The following is a 19852-nucleotide window of genomic DNA, read 5'->3' as shown; positions in this document are numbered from 1 at the left end:
GCGGGCTGTTCCTGCTGTGGAAGAATGCGATTCGCTGGCATATTCCCGCGGCGATGCTGCTCTCGCTGGCGTTTTGCGCCACGCTGGGCTGGCTGATCTCGCCGCAAAGTTTGAATACCCCGCTGATCCACCTTTTCTCCGGCGCGACCATGCTCGGCGCGTTTTTTATCGCCACCGACCCGGTTACCGCCTCCACCACCAACCGCGGGCGCCTGCTCTATGGCGCGCTGATTGGTCTGCTGGTGTGGCTAATCCGCAGCTTCGGCGGCTATCCCGACGGCGTGGCTTTTGCCGTCCTGCTGGCGAATATCTGCGTGCCGCTGATCGATTACTACACGCAGCCGCGCGTCTACGGCCATCGCAAGGAGTGATCGATGCTTGAGACTATCCGCAAAAACGCCGTCACCCTGGCGCTGTTCGCCGTCTTTACCACCGGTTTAACCGCCGTGGTGAACTACGTCACCAAACCCACTATCGCGCACCAGACGGCGCTGAATCAGAAAAACCTGCTGGATCAGGTGGTGCCTGTGGATCTGTACGATAATCAGATCCAGCGCGAATGTTACCTTGTCACCGATCCAGCGCTGGGGACGGCCTCGCCGCACCATCTCTATTTGGCGCGTAAAGGCGATACGCCGGTTGCGGCCGCCCTTGAGACCACCGCGCCGGATGGCTATTCTGGTGCGATACAGATGCTGGTTGGCGCTGATTTTCACGGTAAAGTGCTGGGCGTGCGCGTTATTGAACACCACGAGACCCCTGGCCTCGGCGATAAGATCGAACTGCGTATTTCCAACTGGATTAACAGCTTTAATGGCAAAGTTGTACACGGCGCTGATGATAAAGCCTTTGCGGTGAAGAAAGATGGCGGCGAATTTGATCAGTTTACCGGCGCGACAATTACTCCGCGCGCGGTGGTCAACGCCACCCGACGCACCGCACTACTGATTGAAACTTTGAGCGGCAGGCTCTCGTCGCTGCCCGAATGTGGAGATGCAAATGAGTGAAGCCAAAAATCTGCTGGTTGGCGGCCTGTGGAAAAATAACTCGGCGCTGGTGCAGCTGCTGGGGCTCTGTCCGCTGCTGGCAGTAACCTCGACGGCGACCAACGCGCTGGGCCTCGGTCTGGCGACTACGCTGGTGCTGACCATTACCAACAGCGCTATTTCCGCTTCGCGCCGCTGGGTGCCGTCGGAGATCCGCATCCCAATTTACGTCATGATTATCGCCTCGGTGGTGAGCTGCGTGCAGATGCTGATCAACGCCTACGCCTATGGCCTCTATGAGTCGCTCGGCATCTTTATTCCGCTTATCGTGACCAACTGCATCGTGGTCGGCCGCGCCGAAGCGGTCGCCTCAAAAAGCAGCATTCCCCTTGCCGCGCTCGACGGCTTCGCTATCGGCATGGGCGCGACCTGCGCCATGGTCACGCTCGGCTCGATTCGTGAGCTGATCGGCAGCGGCACGCTGTTTAACGGCGCAGATCAGCTGCTCGGCCCCTGGGCGAAGGCGCTGCGCATCGAGGTGGTGCATTTCGATTCGCCGATGCTGCTGGCGATGTTGCCGCCGGGCGCCTTTATCGGGCTGGGCATGCTGCTGGCGGCGAAGTACGTTATCGATCAGAAGATGAAGCAGCGCGCTGTGCGTCGCGCCGCTGAAGCGGCGGCGGCTGAACCGCACGCCCATGCCGGGAAAGCAGTGTGAATCAGGCAAAGCGCGTAGAAATTCTCCGTCGGCTGCGGGATAACAACCCGCACCCTACGACCGAACTTAACTTCACCTCGCCTTTTGAGCTGCTGATCGCCGTTCTGCTGTCGGCGCAGGCGACCGACGTCAGCGTCAACAAGGCAACCGCCAGGCTCTATCCCGTCGCGAATACCCCCGCCGCCATGCTGGCACTGGGCGTGGAAGGCGTGAAGGAACATATCAAAACCATCGGGCTCTATAACAGCAAAGCTGAGAACGTCATCAAGACCTGCCGTATTCTGCTGGAGCAGCACAGCGGCGAAGTGCCGGAAGATCGCGCCGCGCTGGAGGCGCTGCCAGGCGTAGGCCGCAAAACGGCCAACGTGGTGCTGAATACCGCTTTTGGCTGGCCGACCATCGCCGTTGATACCCATATTTTCCGCGTCAGCAACCGCACCCGCTTTGCGCCGGGAAAAAACGTGGAAGAGGTTGAGGCGAAGCTGCTGAAGGTGGTCCCCAGCGAGTTCAAGGTCGATTGCCATCACTGGCTGATCTTGCATGGCCGCTATACCTGCGTTGCGCGCAAGCCGCGCTGCGGTGCCTGTCTGATTGAAGATCTGTGCGAGTTTCCGGACAAGACGGAGATTTAACGGGCGCGAAAACGCCCGTAGCAAGCTAGCGGCGCGCCAGTGCCGCCTGCAGCCAGGCGATAGCCAGCGGCGAATTTTTATTTTGCAGCGCGGCCCGCTCCGACTGAAACAGCGTCGCGATAAAGAAAGGGTGATCGTTCAGTTCGATGCCGCGTACATCGCCCGATGCGTCCCAGGAAGTAATGCGCAGGTTTTTCCCTTCAAGCGCCTCGCTGAAGGCGGGGTTAACGCCGAAGTTGCAGTGGTAGCCCTCATCGCTTGACTGCGCGCCATAGGCCCCGGCAATGCGCGATCCCGGCGCGAATCTCACTTCTCCACGCTGTTCCACCAGCGAACAGCTCAACGGCGCGATCACCATGCGCCCACCTTCGTCGGTCTCGGCGTGATTCGCATCCTGCCAGCCCAGCACGTTACGGGCATACTCAATCACCGCATACTGAAAACCGCCGCAGGAGCCAAGAAACGGGTGTTGCTGCTCTCGCGCCCAGCGGATGGTCTCAAATACCGCGTCATCATTTTTATAAGGGCTGCCAGGCACCACCCAGACGGCATCGCTGCTGCGTACCGCCTCTGAAACGCCAGGCTGGTCGGTAGCAAGCCAGCTGAAGCTAGCGGAAACGCCCAGGTGCGCGGCGGCGCGCTCAATAGCCAGCGGAATGGCCTGATGCGCAACGGCGCTGGCGCGGTAATCGCCCACCAGCGCCAGGTTTAAACAAGCTGTCATGGTAACGTCCTGCAAAAGGAAATTTCGAGGTTACCGGATCGATAATTTGTTGTCGAGAAGGTAAAAATCGCAATTTTCATCTGGCTGCGAAGGAATTTTCGCTCACCCTTCCGGCATCTGTTCCACGGCATGGCGAGGCGCGATTAACCGCTACCGCCTGGCATTTTCAGAGCGTTTTTAACGCCCTTTTCAGCTATGCAAACGCTTTCTTCTTTTACATATTGAATTAATTAGTGATTGTGTGCGCAGGATCAACTTTCGCGCCTGGCTTATGATAGCGCGAAGCTTTTTTGCCGCTTTGTTGTTCACATTAGCTGATAAGTCGATCACATACGAAACAATAAACTGGCTAATTAACCAACTGCGACACCTTGGCCTGCAAAATAAGGCAAAAGCAGCTTATATGGTTATTGTTGTTACCCATAGCTGAAAAACAAATGTTTATTCTGATAAAATCATCCGCACTGAAATTAAAATCCATTTAACAAACGCCGTTCGGGTTTTAAATCTTACGCAACCCTGGCTTTACAGCACTGAAAAAATTCTTGCCCTGATGCGCGTTATCAGCCACATTAGGCGCCGCTTTTCCCTACTAATAACAATGTCGCGCATGGAAACCTGACATGACGCGGACTTATTTCCTGTCGTAAAACAGGGTACGAGAAAAACTGAGGTACACGTGTCAACTGCAAACAAACACACTGATGAGGCCGTCAGCCTCAATGCGTTCAAACAGCCGAAGGCGTTCTACCTGATCTTCTCAATTGAGTTGTGGGAACGTTTCGGCTTCTACGGCCTGCAGGCCATTATGGCTGTTTACCTGGTGAAACAGCTGGGCATGTCAGAAGCGGACTCTATTACCCTCTTCGCCTCTTTTAGCGCGCTGGTCTACGGCCTGGTGGCTATCGGCGGCTGGCTGGGCGATAAGGTGCTCGGCACCAAACGCGTCATTATGCTGGGCGTGCTCGTGCTGGCACTGGGTTATGCGCTGGTCGCCTTCTCCGGCCATCACGTCGGCATGGTCTATATCGGCATGGCGACCATCGCGGTGGGCAGCGGTCTGTTTAAAGCTAACCCTTCGTCGCTGCTCTCGACCTGCTACGAGAAAGACGATCCGCGTCTCGATGGCGCCTTCACCATGTTCTATATGTCAATCAACGTCGGCTCGCTGTTCTCTATGATGCTGACCCCCTGGCTGGCGGCAAAATATGGCTGGAGCGTGGCGTTTTCGCTTTCGGTGGTGGGCCTGATCATCACCCTACTTAACTTCCTGTTTTGCAAAGGTCTGGTTAAGAACTACGGTTCTAAGCCCGACTTCGCGCCGCTGAACGTCGGCAAGCTGCTGATGACGCTGGTCGGCGTTGTGGTGCTGGTCGCCATCGCGACCTGGCTGCTGCATAACCAGACTATTGCGCGCATCACCCTGGGCGTAGTTGCGCTGGGCATTATCCTGATCTTCGCGAAAGAAGCCTTTGCCCTGCATGGCGCAGCGCGCCGTAAGATGATCGTGGCGTTCCTGCTGATGGTCGAGGCGATTGTCTTCTTCGTGCTCTATATGCAGATGCCGACTTCGCTCAACTTCTTTGCGATTCGCAACGTCGGGCACACCATTCTGGGCATTACCTTTGAGCCGGAACAGTTCCAGGCGCTGAATCCCTTCTGGATTATGCTGGCGAGCCCGCTGCTGGCGGCGGTCTATAACAAGCTGGGCGACAAGCTGCCGATGCCGTTTAAGTTCGCTATCGGCATGGTGCTCTGCTCGGCCGCCTTCCTGGTGCTGCCGATGGGCGCGAAGTTCGCTTCAGATGCTGGTATCGTCTCGGTTAACTGGCTGATCCTCAGCTATGCGTTTCAGAGCGTGGGCGAGCTGATGATCTCCGGGCTGGGCCTGGCGATGGTCGCGCAGCTGGTGCCGCAGCGTCTGATGGGCTTTATTATGGGTTCCTGGTTCCTCACCACCGCTGGCGCAGCGATGATCGCCGGTAAAGTGGCGGGCCTGATGGCTGTACCTGAGAACGTAACCGACCCTGTCGCCTCGCTGAGCGTCTACAGCAGCGTCTTCCAGCAGATTGGTATCGTTACCGGCGTGATTGCCGTACTGATGCTGCTGACGGCGCCGCTGCTGAACCGCATGACGCAGACGCCGCAGGCGGAGCTGGAAAAAGCGCAGGCCTGATTATTCAGCTTCTATGCAGCCGGGCCATGCGCCCGGCTTTTTTTTTATCCTTTTTCGGACCAGACAGAACGCTTGACCGCGGTCACTGGCAAATCCGCGGCGACGCATTAAGCTGCAATGATGCTGTCGCAACCCGGAGGTCCAATATGAAACTGTTCTGTAAGGCTGGCGCCTGCTCTCTTTCGCCGCATATCGTGCTGCGTGAGTGCGGGCTAGACTTCACCCAGGTTAATGTCGACCTGATGAAAAAAGTCACTGAATGCAGCGAAGATTACTGGCAAATCAACCCCAAGGGTCAGGTGCCGGCGCTGGAGCTGGATGACGGCACCGTTCTGACCGAAGGCGTGGCGATTGTGCAGTATCTGGCGGATCTGAAGCCCGATCGCCAGCTGCTGGCGCCGGTCGGCAGCCTGACGCGCTACCATACGCTGGAGTGGCTCAGCTTTATCAGCAGCGAGCTGCATAAAACCTTCACCCCGCTGTTTAAACCCGACACCCCTGACGACTATAAGCCTCTGCTGCGCGCCCGGCTGGAACAACAGTTCCGCTACGTCGATAAGGCGCTGCAGGATAAGCAGTGGCTGATGGGGCTGCGCTTTAGCGTGGCGGATGCCTATCTCTATGTGGTGGTGCGCTGGGCGCATGCCCTGAAGCTGGAGCTGGATGGGCTGTCCGCGCTGGAAGCCTGGTTCCAGCGCGCCTCCCAGCGGCCCGCGGTGCAGGCGGCGCTGAAGGCGGAAGGGATGGCGTAACAAGCGGGGCCGACAGGATATCGGCCCGGTGCGAGCTTACAGAGGCTCGGCGGTAAAATGCTGGGTCGGCTGCGCGATAGCGTCCTGCGCCGCCACCAGCTGGAGTTCATATTCGCCCATGGCATGGGTCGTCAGCATCACTTCGTAGACGGCGGCGGTGACATGCTCCAGAGCGCTTTTCAGATCCTTGCCGTGTAGCAGATTCACCAGCAGCAGGCCGCTGGTCAGATCGCCTACGCCGACCGGTTGCCGCACGCCGAAATCCACCAGCGGGCGGCTGATATGCCAGGCCTCTTCCGCCGTCACCAGCAGCATCTCGAAGCGATCGCTGCGGCGTCCGGCGCGCGCCAGGTGTTTCACCAGCACCACGCGCGGCCCCTGCGCAATCAGCGCGCGCGCTGCCGCCGTCGCCTCTTCTACGCTGGTCACGCTACGCTCGCTGAGCATCTCCAGCTCCAGCAGATTGGGCGCAATAATGTCGCTGGCGGGCATGGCATATTTGCAGTGATACTCCGCCACGCCGGGCGCCACGATACACCCTTTTTCAGGATGGCCCATCACCGGATCGCAAAAGAACCAGGCGTCGGGGTTAGCGGCCTTTACCATACGCACGATTTCAAGGATCTGTTCGCCCTGCTCAGCGGAGCCAAGATAGCCGCTCAGTACCGCATCGCAGGTTTTCAGGCGATCGATATCGCTGATGCCCTTGACGATATCCGTCAGGTGCGTCGCGGGCATCACGGTGCCGGTCCAGTGACCATACTGGGTGTGGTTGGAGAACTGTACGGTGTTAAGCGGCCAGACATTGGCCCCCATGCGCCGCATCGGAAACTCGGCGGCGGCGTTGCCTGCGTGGCCGAATACCACATGCGACTGAATTGCGAGAATATTTTTCATTATGTTCTGTATTGCCTTGCCCTTGCCGTCCATAAAAAAGGGCCGGAGACCGGCCCTGAAGCGCTTACTGCCAGACAATCAGGCAGTAGTGTTTTTTACCGCGACGCAGCAGCGTGTAGCGACCAAACAGCTTATCGCTCTCGCTAAAGCGGTATTCCGCGTTTGACTGCTTCTCGCCGTTGATGGTGACGGCGTTGGAGCCGATCATGGTGCGCGCCTGACCGCGTGACGGCACCAGCTCAGCATTCACCAGCGCCTGCTGCAGATCGTCTTCCGCGCCCAGCTCAACGGTCGGCATGCCATCCTGCGCCAGCTGTTCGAAGTCCGCTTCGGTCATGTCGCTCAGCGCGCCGGAGAAGAGGCTTTCGGTAATACGCTTCGCCGCGGCGAGACCCGCTTCGCCGTGTACCAGGCGCGTAACGCTCTCGGCGAGCACATACTGCGCGCGCGGCGCTTTGCCGCTGTTTTTGTCTTCTTCTTCCAGCGCGTTGATCTCTTCCAGGCTCAGGAAGGTGAAGAACTTGAGGAAACGGTAGACATCGGCGTCCGCAGTATTGATCCAGAACTGGTAGAACTTATACGGGCTGGTTTTCTTCGCATCGAGCCACACCGCGCCGCCTTCGGTTTTACCGAACTTGGTGCCGTCCGATTTGGTGATCAGCGGCACCGTCAGGCCAAAGACCTGATTCTGGTGGAGGCGACGCGTCAGGTCGATGCCGGAGGTGATGTTGCCCCACTGATCGGAACCGCCAATCTGCAGCGACACGCCGTGACGCTTGTTCAGCTCGGCGAAGTCGTAGCCCTGCAGCAGGTTGTAGGAGAACTCGGTGAAGGAGATCCCCTGGTCGTCGCGGTTCAGGCGCTGTTTCACCGCTTCTTTGTTGATCATCTGATTCACAGAGAAGTGTTTGCCGATATCGCGCAGGAAGGTCAGCACGTTCATGCCGCCGAACCAGTCGTAGTTGTTAGCGGCGATAGCGCTGTTGTCGCCGCAGTCGAAATCGAGGAAAGGCGCAACCTGCTTGCGGATCTTCTCGACCCACTCGCCTACGGTTTCGCTGGTATTGAGTTTACGTTCTGCTGCTTTAAAGCTGGGATCGCCAATCAGACCGGTGGCACCACCCACCAGCGCGACCGGCTTGTGTCCGGCATCCTGAAAACGTTTCAGGCAGAGCAGCGGCACCAGATGGCCCAAATGCAAGCTGTCAGCGGTCGGATCGAAGCCGCAATAGAGGGAGATCGGCCCTTGCGCCAGTCGCTCTGCTAACGCTTCCTCGTCCGTTACCTGGGCGATTAAGCCCCGTTCCTGCAATTGTTGTATCAGGTTACTGCTGGTCATCACTGACTCCAAATTGATCAGACTGCACCTATGCTGGTACACAGCTCTCCGCTGAGTGCGGAAAAAAAAGAGGGCTATAGCATAAAGCGCTGGCGACTTCTGTGCCAGCGCTGAGAGAGGAGAAAAACGCTGTTTTACGGGGCTAAGCGGTCGATTTTCCAGCCGTTGTCGTCGCGCTGGTAGAGGAAACGGTCATGCAGGCGATGTTCGCCTCCCTGCCAGAACTCCATGGTATGAAATTTAACGCGATATCCGCCCCAGAAACTCGGCAGCGGCACCTCTCCCTGCTGGAACTTCTGCTTCAGCTCGAGGAACTTGCCCTCCAGCACGCCGCGCGCCGAGATACGGCTCGACTGACGCGATACCCAGGCGCCGATCTGGCTGTCGCGCGGGCGGCTATGGAAATATTTCAGCACTTCCAGCGCCGACAGTTTCTCCACTTCGCCCAGCACCATCACCTGACGCTCAAGGAAGTGCCACGGGAAGTGCAGCGAAATGCGCGGATTGCCGGCAAGATGCTGCGCTTTGCGGCTGCCCAGGTTGGTATAAAACACCAGGCCGTTGTCATCGTAGTGTTTGAGCAGCACGATGCGCTGGTAAGGCTGGCCCTGCTCATCCACCGTCGCCACGGTCATGGCGGTGGGATCGGGCAGCTGCGCCTCGCACGCCTGCTGCAGCCAGGTTTCAAACAGCGCCAGCGGCTGGTCCGGCAGATCCTTGCGGCGCAGCCCGCCGCGCGTATATTCGCGACGCAGGCTGGCGATATCTTGCAGAGTAAAATTAGTGCTCATAGGGGTCACTCAACATGAACCGACTGGCTGGCAGGCTGCAGCGCACAGTCGTTAACGACGATTTTATCGTCACGCTCGATAAAGGCGGTTTCGCCTTTGCTCCAGAATACATATTTCCCGTCGCTGTAGCGCGCGCCTGAGGCGGAAATCGCTCGCTTCAGCGTTAATGGCTGGCCATCCATAATAAAGCTGACCTGTTCGCTGGCGTTGTCGAGCGTGACGGTCAGCGGCAAGGTTCCACAGCGATAGTGCAGCGTTTGCGGCGCTTCAGCCTGCTTGTGCATCAGGCCGCAGCCCGAGAGCAGCAGCGCGGCGGCAAAAATTAACCCCTGTTTCATCATGATTCTCCTTACGGTCAAAAGAGCGGATTAGCCGGATAGATAGCGCCGAGCACGCTTTTTTCGGCCGCGCCGGTTACGGCGGGCAGATTGCCCGGCAACCCGGAGAGCGTCCGGCTGGCAAGCCAGGCGAACGCCAGCGCCTCCATATCGTCGCCGCGAATGCCCGCCGCATCGGTGGTGGTGACTTCGGTTCCGGCCAGCAGCGCGGCGAGGCGCGCCATCAGCAGCGGATTGCGGCCACCGCCGCCGCACACCAGCAGCCGATCGCAGCCGTCGTTGAGCTGTACCTGCTGGGCGATAGAGACGGCGCTCAGTTCCGTCAGGGTCGCCTGCACGTCCTGCGGCGCCAGACCCGGGAAATTCTGTAGCTGGCGTTCAACCCAGCCCAGATTGAAATATTCGCGACCGGTGCTTTTCGGCGACGGCAGCGCAAACCAGGGATCGCGCAGCATCTGCTCCAGCAGCGCGGGCACCACTTTGCCGCCGCGCGCCCAGCTGGCATCCTGATCGAAAGGCTTGCCCTGATGGCGCCAGATCCACGCATCGATCAACATATTGCCGGGGCCCGTATCGAAACCGCGCACCGGCTGGCCGGGCAGCAGCAGAGAAAGATTGGCGATGCCGCCAATATTGAGCACCATGCGGCGCTCCACCCCGTCCATCAGCAGCGCCTGATGAAACGCGGGCACCAGCGGCGCGCCCTGACCGCCCAGCGCCATATCACGGCGGCGGAAATCGCCCACCACCGTAATGCCCGTCGCCGCGACAATCTGATTATTATCGCCAATCTGCAGCGTGTTGGGCGCGTCGCTTTGCGGCTCGTGCCAGACGGTCTGGCCATGACAGCCGATCGCGACGATATCGCTCGGCTCCAGCGCCTCGCGGCGCATCAGCGTATTCACCGCTTCGGCAAACAATCGGCCAAGCCGCGTATCAAGCTGGCCAAGCTGCGAGAGCGTCAGCGTCTGGCCCTGGCAAATAGACAGAATCTGCTGGCGCAGCTCGCCCGGCATGGGATGGCAGTAGCTGGCCTGTTGCGCCACCATATTATCATCAATGGCGGCCAGCACCACGTCAACGCCGTCCAGGCTGGTGCCTGACATAACGCCGATATAACGTCCTGATTTCATTTCGGGTCCTTTAGGCGATTCAACTTTGTTAAGTCTGGCAAATTCTTACGCCTGATTCGACGATTACCTGATGTTTTTCACCGACTTTATGTAACAGGTAACATTGCAGGGCTTTTTTTACCGCCCGGTTGAATTTTTGTTGATCGCCAATAGTCTATGCTTGGGTTCACCATGTTTTACTCAGACTAAGATTAATTTGCTTTGTGTCTTATACTGTTTGCAGGATTTCGCGATACACATGGCGCATTGCTTAAGAAAGGAGTGACAAATGATCAAGCGTTTCGTTGCGGTCGCACTGGCTGGTATTACCCTGGCCGGGTGCGCAAATAACAGTACCCTGTCAGGCGATACCTACAGTGCCAGTGAGGCCAAACAGGTTCAGAGCGTCTCTTACGGCACGCTGGTGTCGGTTCGCCCGGTTAAGATTCAGGGCGGCGATGACAGCAACGTGATCGGCGCTATCGGCGGCGCGGTGCTGGGTGGTTTCCTCGGCAACACCATCGGCGGCGGCACCGGTCGTAGCCTTGCTACCGCAGGCGGCGCTATTGCAGGCGGTCTGGCGGGCCAGGGCGTTCAGGGCGCAATCAATAAGACCGACGGCGTTGAGCTGGAAATTCGTAAAGATGACGGCAACACCATTATGGTGGTGCAGAAACAGGCGGCTACCCGCTACTCTGTTGGCCAGCGAGTGGCGCTGGCGTCTAACGGCAGCCAAATTACCGTTTCGCCACGCTGATCGCCTCAGCAAAAAAAAACCGACGCCGCTGCGTCGGTTTTTTTATTTTTCCCGATTCTGTAGTTCGAGAATATTTTTTTCCAGACGGGCAATCAGCGTCACCATCTGGTTGATCTCCTCGCGGCTGATGCCGGCCAGGATATCGTCGCGGGTCGCGTCGATAACGCTTTCCACCTGCTCAATAATCGGTTCCGCCTGACGCGTCAGCTTGATGCGCTTTGCACGACGGTCGTTAGCGCAGGTCGAGCGGGTAATCAGGCCTTTCTCTTCCAGTTGATCCAGCGTACGCACCAGCGACGGTTGTTCAATGCCGATGGCCTTCGCCAGCTGGATCTGCGACTGTTCTGGCGGCAGCTGATGAATATTATGCAGCGTGACCCAATGGGTCTGCGTAAGCTCAAGCGGCTTTAAGCGCTGATCGATCAACGCGCGCCAGATGCGCACCAGCCGAGACAAATCCGTTCCAAGGGGCGTATCCATTTCATCTCCTTATAATTAGCTTGCTAGCTATCAAGCCAGATTTTACACTATTCTGCGAGTTTAAAGGACAAATTACAAACCCCAGGCGAAGCCGCAGCGCTTCATCTACGCTTTTTGAGACCGATGCCCGGGTGATATCAGAAGGACGATACGTGACAATCTCTCCCTTTCATGCCGCCAGCCCCCTGACTGACCTGGTGTTCGGCGCTTCGCTGTTTTTTCCACCGCTCTTTAAAGCTGTCCTGCTCGGCTTCTTTTTCTGGTTGATTCTCCATCCGCTGCTGCGCGGCTGGATTTACTCGGGCGATATCTGGCATCCCACGCTGCTGGATCTCTCTCTTTTCGTGCTTTGCGTCGCCGCCGCGCTTTTGCTGCTGGGACAGGGATACTCGCCATGAAATTTAACGCAGTGAAATACTTTTCGACCTTGATCGTCTTCGCGGCCGCCCTGCTGGCGGGCTGGTGGATGTGGAACTACTACATGCAGTCGCCCTGGACGCGCGACGGCAAGGTCCGCGCCGAGCTGGTGCAGATTACGCCCCAGGTTTCGGCGCGCATCGTCTCCGTGGCGGTGAAAGATAATCAGTTTGTGCATCAGGGGCAGACGCTGCTGACGCTGGATACCGTACCCTTACAGATTGCGCTGGACAACGCCGAGGCGCAGCTGGCGAAAGCGCAGGCCGATCTGGCCAAAGCGCAGCATGAGGCCCGCCGCCGCGCCAGCCTGCCGCGCAATGTCATCTCCGCGGAAGATCTTGACGCCGCGCAGCTCAACGCCGCTTCGATGGCGGCCAGCGCCAAAGCGGCACAGGCGGCGCTGGACCAGGCGCGCTGGAACCTGCAGCAAACCACCGTGGTCGCGCCGACCGACGGCTGGGTCAGCAACCTGACGCTGCGCGTTGGCGATTACGCCACGACGGGCACGCCGCTCTTCGCGCTGGTCGACAGCCATTCCTATTACGTCATGGGCTATTTCGAAGAGACCAAGCTGCGCCATATTCGTCCCGGTGCGCCGGCGCAGATCGTGCTCTACAGCAATGGCGCGCGGCTGCAGGGCGAAGTCGAAAGCATTGGGCGCGCTATCTATGACCAGAGCATCGACAGCGACAGTGGGCTGGTGCCGGATATCAAACCGAACGTGCCCTGGGTGCGGCTGGCGCAGCGCGTGCCGGTACGCATTCGCTTAGCCCAGATACCGGATAACGTGCCGCTGGTGGCGGGCACCACCTGCACTATCTCCGTACAGCCGTGAGCGCGTCATGAATCTGCAATGGCTGGCATGGGATCAGCTGCCCTGGGTTAAGGCAGACGCGAACCAGTGGCGCTACGCGCTGCGTAACGCTATCGCGATGTGCCTGGCACTCAGCATCGCCTACGCGCTCGATCTGGATGAGCCTTACTGGGCGATGACCTCAGCGGCGGTCATCAGCTTTCCCACCGTCGGCGGCGCGATAAGCAAAAGCCTGGGGCGTATCGTCGGCAGCCTGATGGGCGCGGGCGCCGCGCTGCTGATCGCCGGTCATACCCTTAACGATCCCTGGCTGTTTACCTTTTTTATCGCCGGCTGGCTGGCATTCTGTACCGGCATCGCCAACCACTATCAGAATAATGTGGCCTACGCCTTTTCGCTGGCGGGCTATACCGCCGCGATTATTGTTTTCAGCAGCGTTGACCTGACCGACGCGACGGATCTCTGGACCCTGACCCAGGCGCGCGTATGCGAGGTGATTTCAGGCATTTTGTGCGCCGGTTTTATGATGATGGTGCTGCCGAGCACCTCGGACGGCGAGGCGCTGATTACGTCGCTGCAGAAGATGCATACGCGCCTGCTGGAGCACGCCGGGCTACTGCTGCAGCCCACCGACGTCGAGAATGTGCGCGCCGCGCATGAAGCGGTCATTAGTCAGATCCTTACCATGAACCTGCTGCGCATCCAGGCGTTCTGGAGCCACTACCGCTTTCGCCGTCAGAACAATGTCCTTAACTATGTGCTGCACCAGCAGCTGCGCCTGACCAGCGTGCTCTCCAGCCTGCGCCGCATGCTGCTTAACTGGCCCGATGCGCCGCAGGCGCTCTACGACGCCATCAGCGCGCTGATGCAGGAGCTGGCCAGCGCGGAGTGCAACAAATACCGGCTGGCGCAGATTCTGCGCAGCGTGACGCCCGCTGCCGACGGCGATTACCGTCAGCGCGCGTTTTGCCAGCGGCTACGCTATTTCTGCTGGATGTATCTGAACGTCAGCCGCTGGATCCGCCTGCTCGCCCGCGCCGATGCGGATACCCGCTTTCAGCCGCCGCGCGTGCCCTCGCTGGCGCGGGAGAGCGACAGTGCCGAGGCGGGCTGGAGCGCGCTGCGCACCTTTTGCGTGGTCGTCGCGGGCTGCGCCTTCTGGATTACCACCCAGTGGTCTTCCGGAGCGGCGGCGCTGACGCTGACCGCCATCGCCTGCGTGCTTTACTCCTCTGCGCCCTCACCGAGCGGCAGCGTAACGCTGCTGTTAAAAACCCTGCTCTGGCTGTCGCTGTTCAGCTTTGTGGTGAAGTTCGGCCTGATGGTGCAGATTTCCCAGCTGTGGCAGTTTTTACTGTTTCTGTTTCCGTTATTGCTGACGCTGCAGCTGTTTAAGCTACAGCAAAAGCAGCGCGCCGCGCTCTGGGGCCAGTTTATCGTTTTTATGGGATCGTTTATCGCGGTCACTAACCCGCCCAGCTGGGATTACGCCGATTTCCTCAATGATAATATCGCCAAAGTCTGCGGCGTGATGCTCGCCTGGCTGGCATTCCAGATCCTGCGCCCCAGCTCCGACGCGCGCCGCAGCCGCCGCCATATCCGCGCGCTGCGCATGGCGTTTCTCGATCAGCTGCGCCGCCGTCCGCGTCTGAGCGAAAGCCGCTTTGAATCGCAGATCTATCATCGCATCAGCCAGCTGAGCAGCAGTCGCGATGAACAGGCGCGCGTCTGGCTGCTGCGCTGGGGCGTGGTGCTGCTTAACTGTTCGCATATCGTCTGGCATCTGCGCGACTGGCAGCCTGCGTCGGCCACGCTGGCGCAGATGCGTGAGGCGAGCCTGCAGGATTTGCAGCGCATTATGAGCGCGCGCGGCGTGCGGCACAGGTCGCTCGACCAGACGCTGACGAAGCTTGATGAGATGATCCGCCAGCTGGTGGCGGATGGCGATACGGAGGCGAATACGCTGGCGGGCATTTTGTGGCGCTTGCGCTGTTCGCTGGCGCAGCTGAAGCAGGCGGTGCCGGAATAGCTATTTACAGTACTGCAGCTGCTGGCGTTCAAAATCGGCCTGCAGCTGCGCCAGCGTTTTACGCTGCTCGAAACGGGTTTTATCGTTGGGGGACATCGGCTCAATCACCAGCTCGCGCTCTTCCGGCGAGTAGATAAAACGACGCCGGATTTCGCTGCCGGTAAAGCTCTTGCCGACAATGCTGCCGCACACCATGGTCATGCTGGTGTGGTAGACCGCCGTTTGCTCGAAGTTAGTCTCGGTTGCGCTGCGCAACACAAACTGGCAGCCCTTCTCTTCAAGCCGCTTACGCGCGCTGTGGCTCAGCCACTCGCGTCCTTTCGCAATATCTTCACACTCGCCGCGCGCCGGGTTGACGTCAATGGTGCGCTGCAGCTGACGTCCTGTTTCGGTCATAAGCTGGGTCGCATTGGGTTGATCGCAGCCCGCCAGCAGCAGACAGAACAGCAGTACGCCTGTTCTTCTCATTCCTTTTCTCCTTTGACCGCGCCAGATGAAAGTGTCCAGAATCAGTATCATAGGCGGTAATTTATCAGGAGAATATAGCTATAAACTAAATGATAATTAAACGGCTCTCTTACGGAGCCGTCAGCAGGCGAGCATTCAGATAACCCCACAGGCGTAGCGCCCGCCGCCGCCGCCCAGCGGCTGCGGATGGTCGGCATGGTTATCGCCGCCAATATGCACCATTAACGCCTTGCCCTTGATCTCATCCAGAGATTTCAGGCGCGGCGCCAGCACCGGATAGGTGGCGTTGCCCTTATCGTCAACGTAAATAGCCGGCAGATCGCCGAGGTGTCCCTCTGCATAAGGGCCAAGGTGCTTGCCGGTTTTTTGCGGATCGAGATGCCCGCCCGCCGCGCCTGCCGCAACCTTCTTGCCTTCAGAGACGGCTGGCTCGCAGCTGCCGTTAGCGTGAATATGAAAGCCGTGTACGCCCGGCGTCAGGCCATTGAGCTTCGGCGTAAGCTGCAGGCCATACTTTGTCTGCTCGATATCGACCGAGCCGATCGCTTCACCAGCCCCCTCGGCGCTCACTTTATGCAGCGTCACCTCTTGCGCCTGCGCGCTGGCGGCCAGCCCGCCGCCCGCCAGTAATAACAACGCTAAGACCGATTTTTTCATTATTGCCTCTTATCTTTCCCACAGGATGTGATAAGCCTGGCCGCAATTTCCGATCCCTGCTCCTGTTTGACACAGTTTTACGCTTCAGGGTACATCGTAACCCAGCGCCGCTTTGCGAATGCGGAACCACTGCTGCCGGTCCAGCCGGACGCGCAGCGCGGCCGCCGCTTCGCTGACGCGCTCAGCGTTGCCGGAGCCAATAATCGGCAGCGGCTGGCTGGGCAACATCAGCACCCAGGCGTACACCACCTGCGCCAGACTGGCGGCGCCGGTCTCAAGGCGTACCTTTTCCAGCTCATCGCGCAGCGGCTGGTAGTGCGGATCATGAAACAGCTCGCCGCCGCCCAGGCAGGACCAGGCCATCGGCCGCAGGCGAAGCTGTTGACACTGGTCGAGCGTGCCGTCCAGCAGCACATTTTGCTGAACGGGCGAGATCTCTACCTGATTGGTCACCAGCGTAAAGGGCAGACGCGACTGCAGCAGCGCAAACTGCGACGGGGTAAAGTTCGATACGCCGAAGTGCAGCACCTTGCCGCTCTGATGCAGCATCAGAAACGCCTCGGCGACCGCATCGGCGTTCATTAACGGATCGGGACGGTGAATGAGCAGCAGATCCAGGCGATCGGTGGCGAAGTGACGTAGCGAATTCTCCGCGCTCTGTACGATATGCGCTTTGTCGGTAATGTAGTGTCCGATGTGATGCTCTGGCTTAGCGCGCGTAGCGATACCGCATTTGGTCACAATTTGCAGGCGGTCGCGCAGGCCGGGTGACAGCTTAAGCGCCTCGCCAAATGCAGCCTCGCAGCGGTAATCGCCGTAGATATCGGCGTGATCGACCGTGGTAATGCCCAGAGAGAGATGGTGTTCGATAAAGCTGACGCGCTGCTGCGGCGTCATTCCCCACTCCATCAGGCGCCAGTAGCCCATGATCAGCGGAGAGAAATCGGGTCCCTGTGGCGAGACGGGTTGCGGTTGCAGCATAGTGATATCCCTGTGTGCTATCTCAGTTAGTGTCAGGGAGTATAACGAAAAGCGATCAGAACAGGGATGGCTGTTGCGGTTCCTGATCCTCATCCTGTTTCTGCGTGCGCAGCATGCGCAGACGGCGCTGATGGCACAGGCGCAGCACTTCACGCTTCTGCGCATCGCTGAATTTCATCCAGTGAAAACGCTCGTCACGGCTGCGCAGGCAGCCAATGCAGTAGCCGCGCGCATCTACCTGGCAGATGCCACGACAGGGACTGGGTACAGGAAAAAACTCAAGTTGCTCCGCCACAGCATCTCCGTATCGGTCAATATCTCCTGTAAAGATAGCTCATTCTCTGTGCCTTTTACGGCAGCACAAGCGGGTCTGGTCACTAAATGTAACTAATTAGTTTGGCTTATCTGGAAATTCCCCGCATAGTGTTGACCTTTTGTTAAGGCTTCATAAAGTTGTTGGCGTTATTCTCCTCTGGCGACTCTTTATTTTTTTACTGGATACTCATGCTGTTGAAAAAGTTACGCTGTCACGAAAGCACCTTTAATCTGGCTGTTTCTCTGTTCTTCGCGTTAGTTTTAAATGGACTGTTTGTGTTCCGCGCCTGGGAACGTATCCCTTATACCTCGCTGCACGATTACTTTTTTGCCTTTAGCCTTCCGGTGGTGCTGACGGCGGCGTTCTTGCTGATCTTTAATCTGATCGCCTGGCCTTATTTGCGTAAGCCGCTGCTGGCGGTGCTGATCCTGTCGAGCGCGGCGGCAAACTACTTTATGTATAGCTTTGGCACCATTATCGATACCAATATGGTGCAGAACGTTTTCGAAACCGATCTGCAGGAGTCCACCGCGCTGCTCAGCCCTAATGCCGTCATCTGGGTTACCCTGATGGGCGTGGTGCCCACTCTCCTCATCTGCCTGGTGCGTTTTAAACGCCGCGACTCCTGGTGGATGAATCTGGCGTGGCGTGCGCTGTTAATGGCGGCATCGCTGGGCGTTATCGTACTGATGGCATTACTATTTTATAAAGACTACGCGTCGCTGATCCGCAACAATAAAGGATTGGTCAAGATGGTGACGCCTGCCAACATCGTCAGCGGTACGGGTCACTACGTTAACAATCGCTGGATGAAAGGCAGCCAGGAGTGGGTGCATATCGGTCAGGATGCGCATAAGGGGCCGACTATCGCGGCGGAGCAGAAAAAAACGCTGGTAGTGCTGGTCGTGGGCGAGACCGCGCGCGCGGAAAACTTTTCGCTGGGCGGCTATGGACGAGAGACCAATCCACAACTGAAGAAGCAGAATGTTATCTACTATCCGCAGGCGACCTCCTGCGGTACTGAAACAGCCATCTCCGTACCCTGTATGTTCTCCAATATGCCGCGCGCCCATTACGACGCTAATCTGGCGCACCACCAGGATGGCGCGATGGACGTGCTGGGACATGCGGGCATCAGCGTACTGTGGCGCGAAAATGACGGCGGCTGCAAAGGCGCCTGCGACCGTGTGCCGCATACCGATATGACGTTGTGGAAACTGGATGCCTGGTGCCAGCAGGGTTCCTGCCTGGATGATGTATTGCTGCACCGGCTCGATAACTATACCGACAGCCTGCATAACGACGGCATTATCGTGCTGCATCAGATGGGCAGTCATGGCCCCGCCTACTATCGCCGTTATCCGCCGCAGTTCCGCAAGTTTACCCCGACCTGCGACAGCAACCAGATTCAGGACTGCGATCATCAGGCGCTGATGAATACCTACGATAACTCTCTGCTTTACAGCGACGATATGATCAGCCGCACCATCGATAAGCTGAAAGGCCTCAGCGACCGCTTTAACGTGGCGCTGATCTATCTTTCCGATCACGGTGAGTCGCTGGGTGAGCATGGTATGTATCTTCACGGCGCGCCTTATCTGTTTGCGCCGTCTCAACAGACGCATATCCCTTTTCTGCTGTGGATGTCAGACGATTACGCCAAAACCTACGGTATTGATCAGGCCTGCCTGCGCCGTCAGGCACCTGCGGCAGAGGTGTCGCAGGACAACCTTTTCCATACGCTGCTGGGTATGTTTGACGTACAGACCAGCGAGTATCAGCCGCAGCTAGACATGATCAGAACGTGCCGTAAAACGGGCTAAGCGTTGCATTCGACCGATCGGTCTACTACCTTAAGCGCCATGAACAAGACGCTGCAACGCAATGAAACTCGTGAACATCTGCTCGCCACCGGCGAGCAGCTCTGTCTGCAGCGGGGGTTTACCGGAATGGGACTCAGCGAACTGCTGACGCTGGCGCAGGTGCCGAAAGGCTCGTTTTACTACTACTTCCGCTCGAAAGAGGCGTTTGGCGTGGCGTTGCTGGAGCGCTACTTCCTTCATTTTCATCAGCAGGTCAACGCGCAGCTACAGCATAACAAAGAGACGCCGCGCGAGCGCCTGCTGGCCTTCTTCCGTCAGGCTGAGCGGCTGTTCAGCGAACAGGGGCATATCGTTGGCTGTCTGGTGGTAAAACTCTCCGCCGAAGTCTGCGATCTCTCTGAACCGATGCGCGACGCGCTGCAGCATGGCGCCAGCCGTATTATCGCGGCCTATGCGCAAACGCTGGAGGCGGCCCTGCAGCAGGAGAAGCTGGTGTTGCCTCATGCGCCGCAGGAGATGGCGAAAGTCATCTATATTTTGTGGCTGGGCGCAAGCCTGCAGAGCAAGCTATCGCGCGAGCCCGAGCCGCTGCGTCTGGCATTACGCACTCTCGAACAGTGGTTGCAAGCCCACTGATTTTAAAAA

Annotated in this window: 23 protein-coding genes; 12 read left to right on the top strand and 11 right to left on the bottom strand. The window is 58.4% G+C overall.

All coding sequences use genetic code 11. The annotated features are described in order from the left end of the window. The 4 genes from B3797_RS16675 to nth form a co-directional block, all read left to right on the top strand. On the top strand, positions 1 to 371 hold a 371-nt coding region (locus tag B3797_RS16675; protein WP_311791633.1), incomplete at its 5' end, for an RnfABCDGE type electron transport complex subunit D. Between the two features lie 3 nt (positions 372 to 374). Next, complete coding sequence (rsxG, locus tag B3797_RS16670) at positions 375 to 1007, top strand: electron transport complex subunit RsxG (protein ID WP_311781508.1); 633 nt, start codon at positions 375 to 377, stop codon at positions 1005 to 1007. Beyond that, the gene (locus tag B3797_RS16665; RefSeq protein WP_311781509.1) at positions 1000 to 1704 is read left to right on the top strand and encodes an electron transport complex subunit E; all 705 of its coding nucleotides are present in this window, start codon (positions 1000 to 1002) and stop codon (positions 1702 to 1704) included. The genes rsxG and B3797_RS16665 overlap by 8 nt, the downstream gene beginning before the upstream one ends. Continuing rightward, entirely contained in the window at positions 1701 to 2336 is a 636-nt protein-coding gene (gene nth, locus B3797_RS16660; protein WP_311781510.1) for an endonuclease III, read from the top strand. The genes B3797_RS16665 and nth overlap by 4 nt, the downstream gene beginning before the upstream one ends. A 25-nt stretch (positions 2337 to 2361) precedes the next feature. Here nth and B3797_RS16655 read toward each other — a convergent pair whose 3' ends face one another. Next, a complete protein-coding gene (locus B3797_RS16655) occupies positions 2362 to 3060 on the bottom strand; it encodes a CTP synthase C-terminal region-related (seleno)protein (RefSeq protein WP_311781511.1) in 699 nt (232 codons plus the stop codon). Between the two features lie 679 nt (positions 3061 to 3739). Between B3797_RS16655 and dtpA the strand changes: the two genes are divergently transcribed. After that, positions 3740 to 5236: a dipeptide/tripeptide permease DtpA gene (gene dtpA / locus B3797_RS16650; protein WP_311791632.1), complete on the top strand. Its 1497-nt coding sequence runs from the start codon at positions 3740 to 3742 to the stop codon at positions 5234 to 5236. 146 nt (positions 5237 to 5382) lie between these two features. Continuing rightward, entirely contained in the window at positions 5383 to 5988 is a 606-nt protein-coding gene (gstA, locus tag B3797_RS16645; protein WP_311791631.1) for a glutathione transferase GstA, read from the top strand. Between the two features lie 36 nt (positions 5989 to 6024). On the opposite strand, the gene pdxY is transcribed toward gstA, so the two are convergent. From pdxY to anmK, 5 genes are all read right to left on the bottom strand, one after another. Beyond that, complete coding sequence (pdxY, locus tag B3797_RS16640; protein ID WP_120452879.1) at positions 6025 to 6885, bottom strand: pyridoxal kinase PdxY; 861 nt, start codon at positions 6883 to 6885, stop codon at positions 6025 to 6027. Between the two features lie 64 nt (positions 6886 to 6949). Then, positions 6950 to 8224, bottom strand: coding sequence for a tyrosine--tRNA ligase (gene tyrS, locus B3797_RS16635; RefSeq protein ID WP_311781513.1), 1275 nt, complete (start codon positions 8222 to 8224; stop codon positions 6950 to 6952). A gap of 134 nt (positions 8225 to 8358) precedes the next feature. Further along, the gene (gene pdxH, locus B3797_RS16630) at positions 8359 to 9015 is read right to left on the bottom strand and encodes a pyridoxamine 5'-phosphate oxidase (protein WP_269949090.1); all 657 of its coding nucleotides are present in this window, start codon (positions 9013 to 9015) and stop codon (positions 8359 to 8361) included. A 5-nt stretch (positions 9016 to 9020) separates the two neighbouring features. Continuing rightward, complete coding sequence (locus B3797_RS16625; RefSeq protein WP_311781514.1) at positions 9021 to 9353, bottom strand: MliC family protein; 333 nt, start codon at positions 9351 to 9353, stop codon at positions 9021 to 9023. Positions 9354 to 9370: 17 nt separating this feature from the next. Further along, complete coding sequence (gene anmK / locus B3797_RS16620; protein WP_311791630.1) at positions 9371 to 10486, bottom strand: anhydro-N-acetylmuramic acid kinase; 1116 nt, start codon at positions 10484 to 10486, stop codon at positions 9371 to 9373. A gap of 268 nt (positions 10487 to 10754) precedes the next feature. On the opposite strand from anmK, the gene slyB reads away from it, so the two are divergent. Continuing rightward, a complete protein-coding gene (gene slyB, locus B3797_RS16615) occupies positions 10755 to 11222 on the top strand; it encodes an outer membrane lipoprotein SlyB (protein WP_311781516.1) in 468 nt (155 codons plus the stop codon). A 42-nt stretch (positions 11223 to 11264) separates the two neighbouring features. Here the strand turns inward: slyB and slyA are convergent, their stop codons facing one another. Then, positions 11265 to 11702, bottom strand: coding sequence for a transcriptional regulator SlyA (slyA, locus tag B3797_RS16610; protein ID WP_311781517.1), 438 nt, complete (start codon positions 11700 to 11702; stop codon positions 11265 to 11267). A gap of 152 nt (positions 11703 to 11854) precedes the next feature. On the opposite strand from slyA, the gene B3797_RS16605 reads away from it, so the two are divergent. Genes B3797_RS16605 through B3797_RS16595 form a run of 3 tightly spaced genes read left to right on the top strand, consistent with a single transcriptional unit; the run spans position 11855 to position 14962 of the window. Continuing rightward, positions 11855 to 12100 (top strand): DUF1656 domain-containing protein, encoded by a 246-nt coding sequence (locus B3797_RS16605; RefSeq protein ID WP_311781518.1) that lies wholly within the window; start codon positions 11855 to 11857, stop codon positions 12098 to 12100. Then, positions 12097 to 12954, top strand: a complete 858-nt coding sequence (locus tag B3797_RS16600; RefSeq protein WP_120452440.1) for an HlyD family secretion protein — start codon at positions 12097 to 12099, stop codon at positions 12952 to 12954. The genes B3797_RS16605 and B3797_RS16600 overlap by 4 nt, the downstream gene beginning before the upstream one ends. A 7-nt stretch (positions 12955 to 12961) precedes the next feature. Continuing rightward, on the top strand, positions 12962 to 14962 hold the full coding sequence (locus B3797_RS16595; protein WP_311781520.1) for an FUSC family protein: 2001 nt from the start codon (positions 12962 to 12964) through the stop codon (positions 14960 to 14962). Here the strand turns inward: B3797_RS16595 and B3797_RS16590 are convergent, their stop codons facing one another. From B3797_RS16590 to B3797_RS16575, 4 genes are all read right to left on the bottom strand, one after another. Continuing rightward, positions 14963 to 15430 (bottom strand): hypothetical protein, encoded by a 468-nt coding sequence (locus B3797_RS16590; RefSeq protein WP_311781521.1) that lies wholly within the window; start codon positions 15428 to 15430, stop codon positions 14963 to 14965. It lies immediately after the preceding gene. A gap of 135 nt (positions 15431 to 15565) precedes the next feature. After that, positions 15566 to 16087, bottom strand: coding sequence for a superoxide dismutase [Cu-Zn] SodC (gene sodC / locus B3797_RS16585; RefSeq protein ID WP_311791629.1), 522 nt, complete (start codon positions 16085 to 16087; stop codon positions 15566 to 15568). Positions 16088 to 16171: 84 nt separating this feature from the next. Then, positions 16172 to 17068: an aldo/keto reductase family oxidoreductase gene (locus B3797_RS16580; RefSeq protein WP_311791628.1), complete on the bottom strand. Its 897-nt coding sequence runs from the start codon at positions 17066 to 17068 to the stop codon at positions 16172 to 16174. A 55-nt stretch (positions 17069 to 17123) separates the two neighbouring features. Next, complete coding sequence (locus tag B3797_RS16575; RefSeq protein ID WP_311781524.1) at positions 17124 to 17363, bottom strand: DUF1289 domain-containing protein; 240 nt, start codon at positions 17361 to 17363, stop codon at positions 17124 to 17126. Positions 17364 to 17572: 209 nt separating this feature from the next. On the opposite strand from B3797_RS16575, the gene eptA reads away from it, so the two are divergent. Both eptA and B3797_RS16565 read left to right on the top strand, forming a co-directional pair. After that, positions 17573 to 19207: a phosphoethanolamine transferase EptA gene (gene eptA, locus B3797_RS16570; protein ID WP_311791627.1), complete on the top strand. Its 1635-nt coding sequence runs from the start codon at positions 17573 to 17575 to the stop codon at positions 19205 to 19207. Positions 19208 to 19246: 39 nt separating this feature from the next. Next, positions 19247 to 19843 (top strand): TetR/AcrR family transcriptional regulator, encoded by a 597-nt coding sequence (locus tag B3797_RS16565; RefSeq protein WP_311791626.1) that lies wholly within the window; start codon positions 19247 to 19249, stop codon positions 19841 to 19843. The last annotated feature ends 9 nt before the right edge of the window (positions 19844 to 19852 follow it).

Origin of the sequence: Pantoea sp. UBA5923 (assembly GCF_002431095.1) — a bacterium.
Taxonomy (GTDB): Bacteria; Pseudomonadota; Gammaproteobacteria; order Enterobacterales; family Enterobacteriaceae; genus Pantoea; species Pantoea piersonii.
Note: the sequence above shows the minus strand (reverse complement) of the source record. Positions and strands in the feature narration are given on the sequence as shown.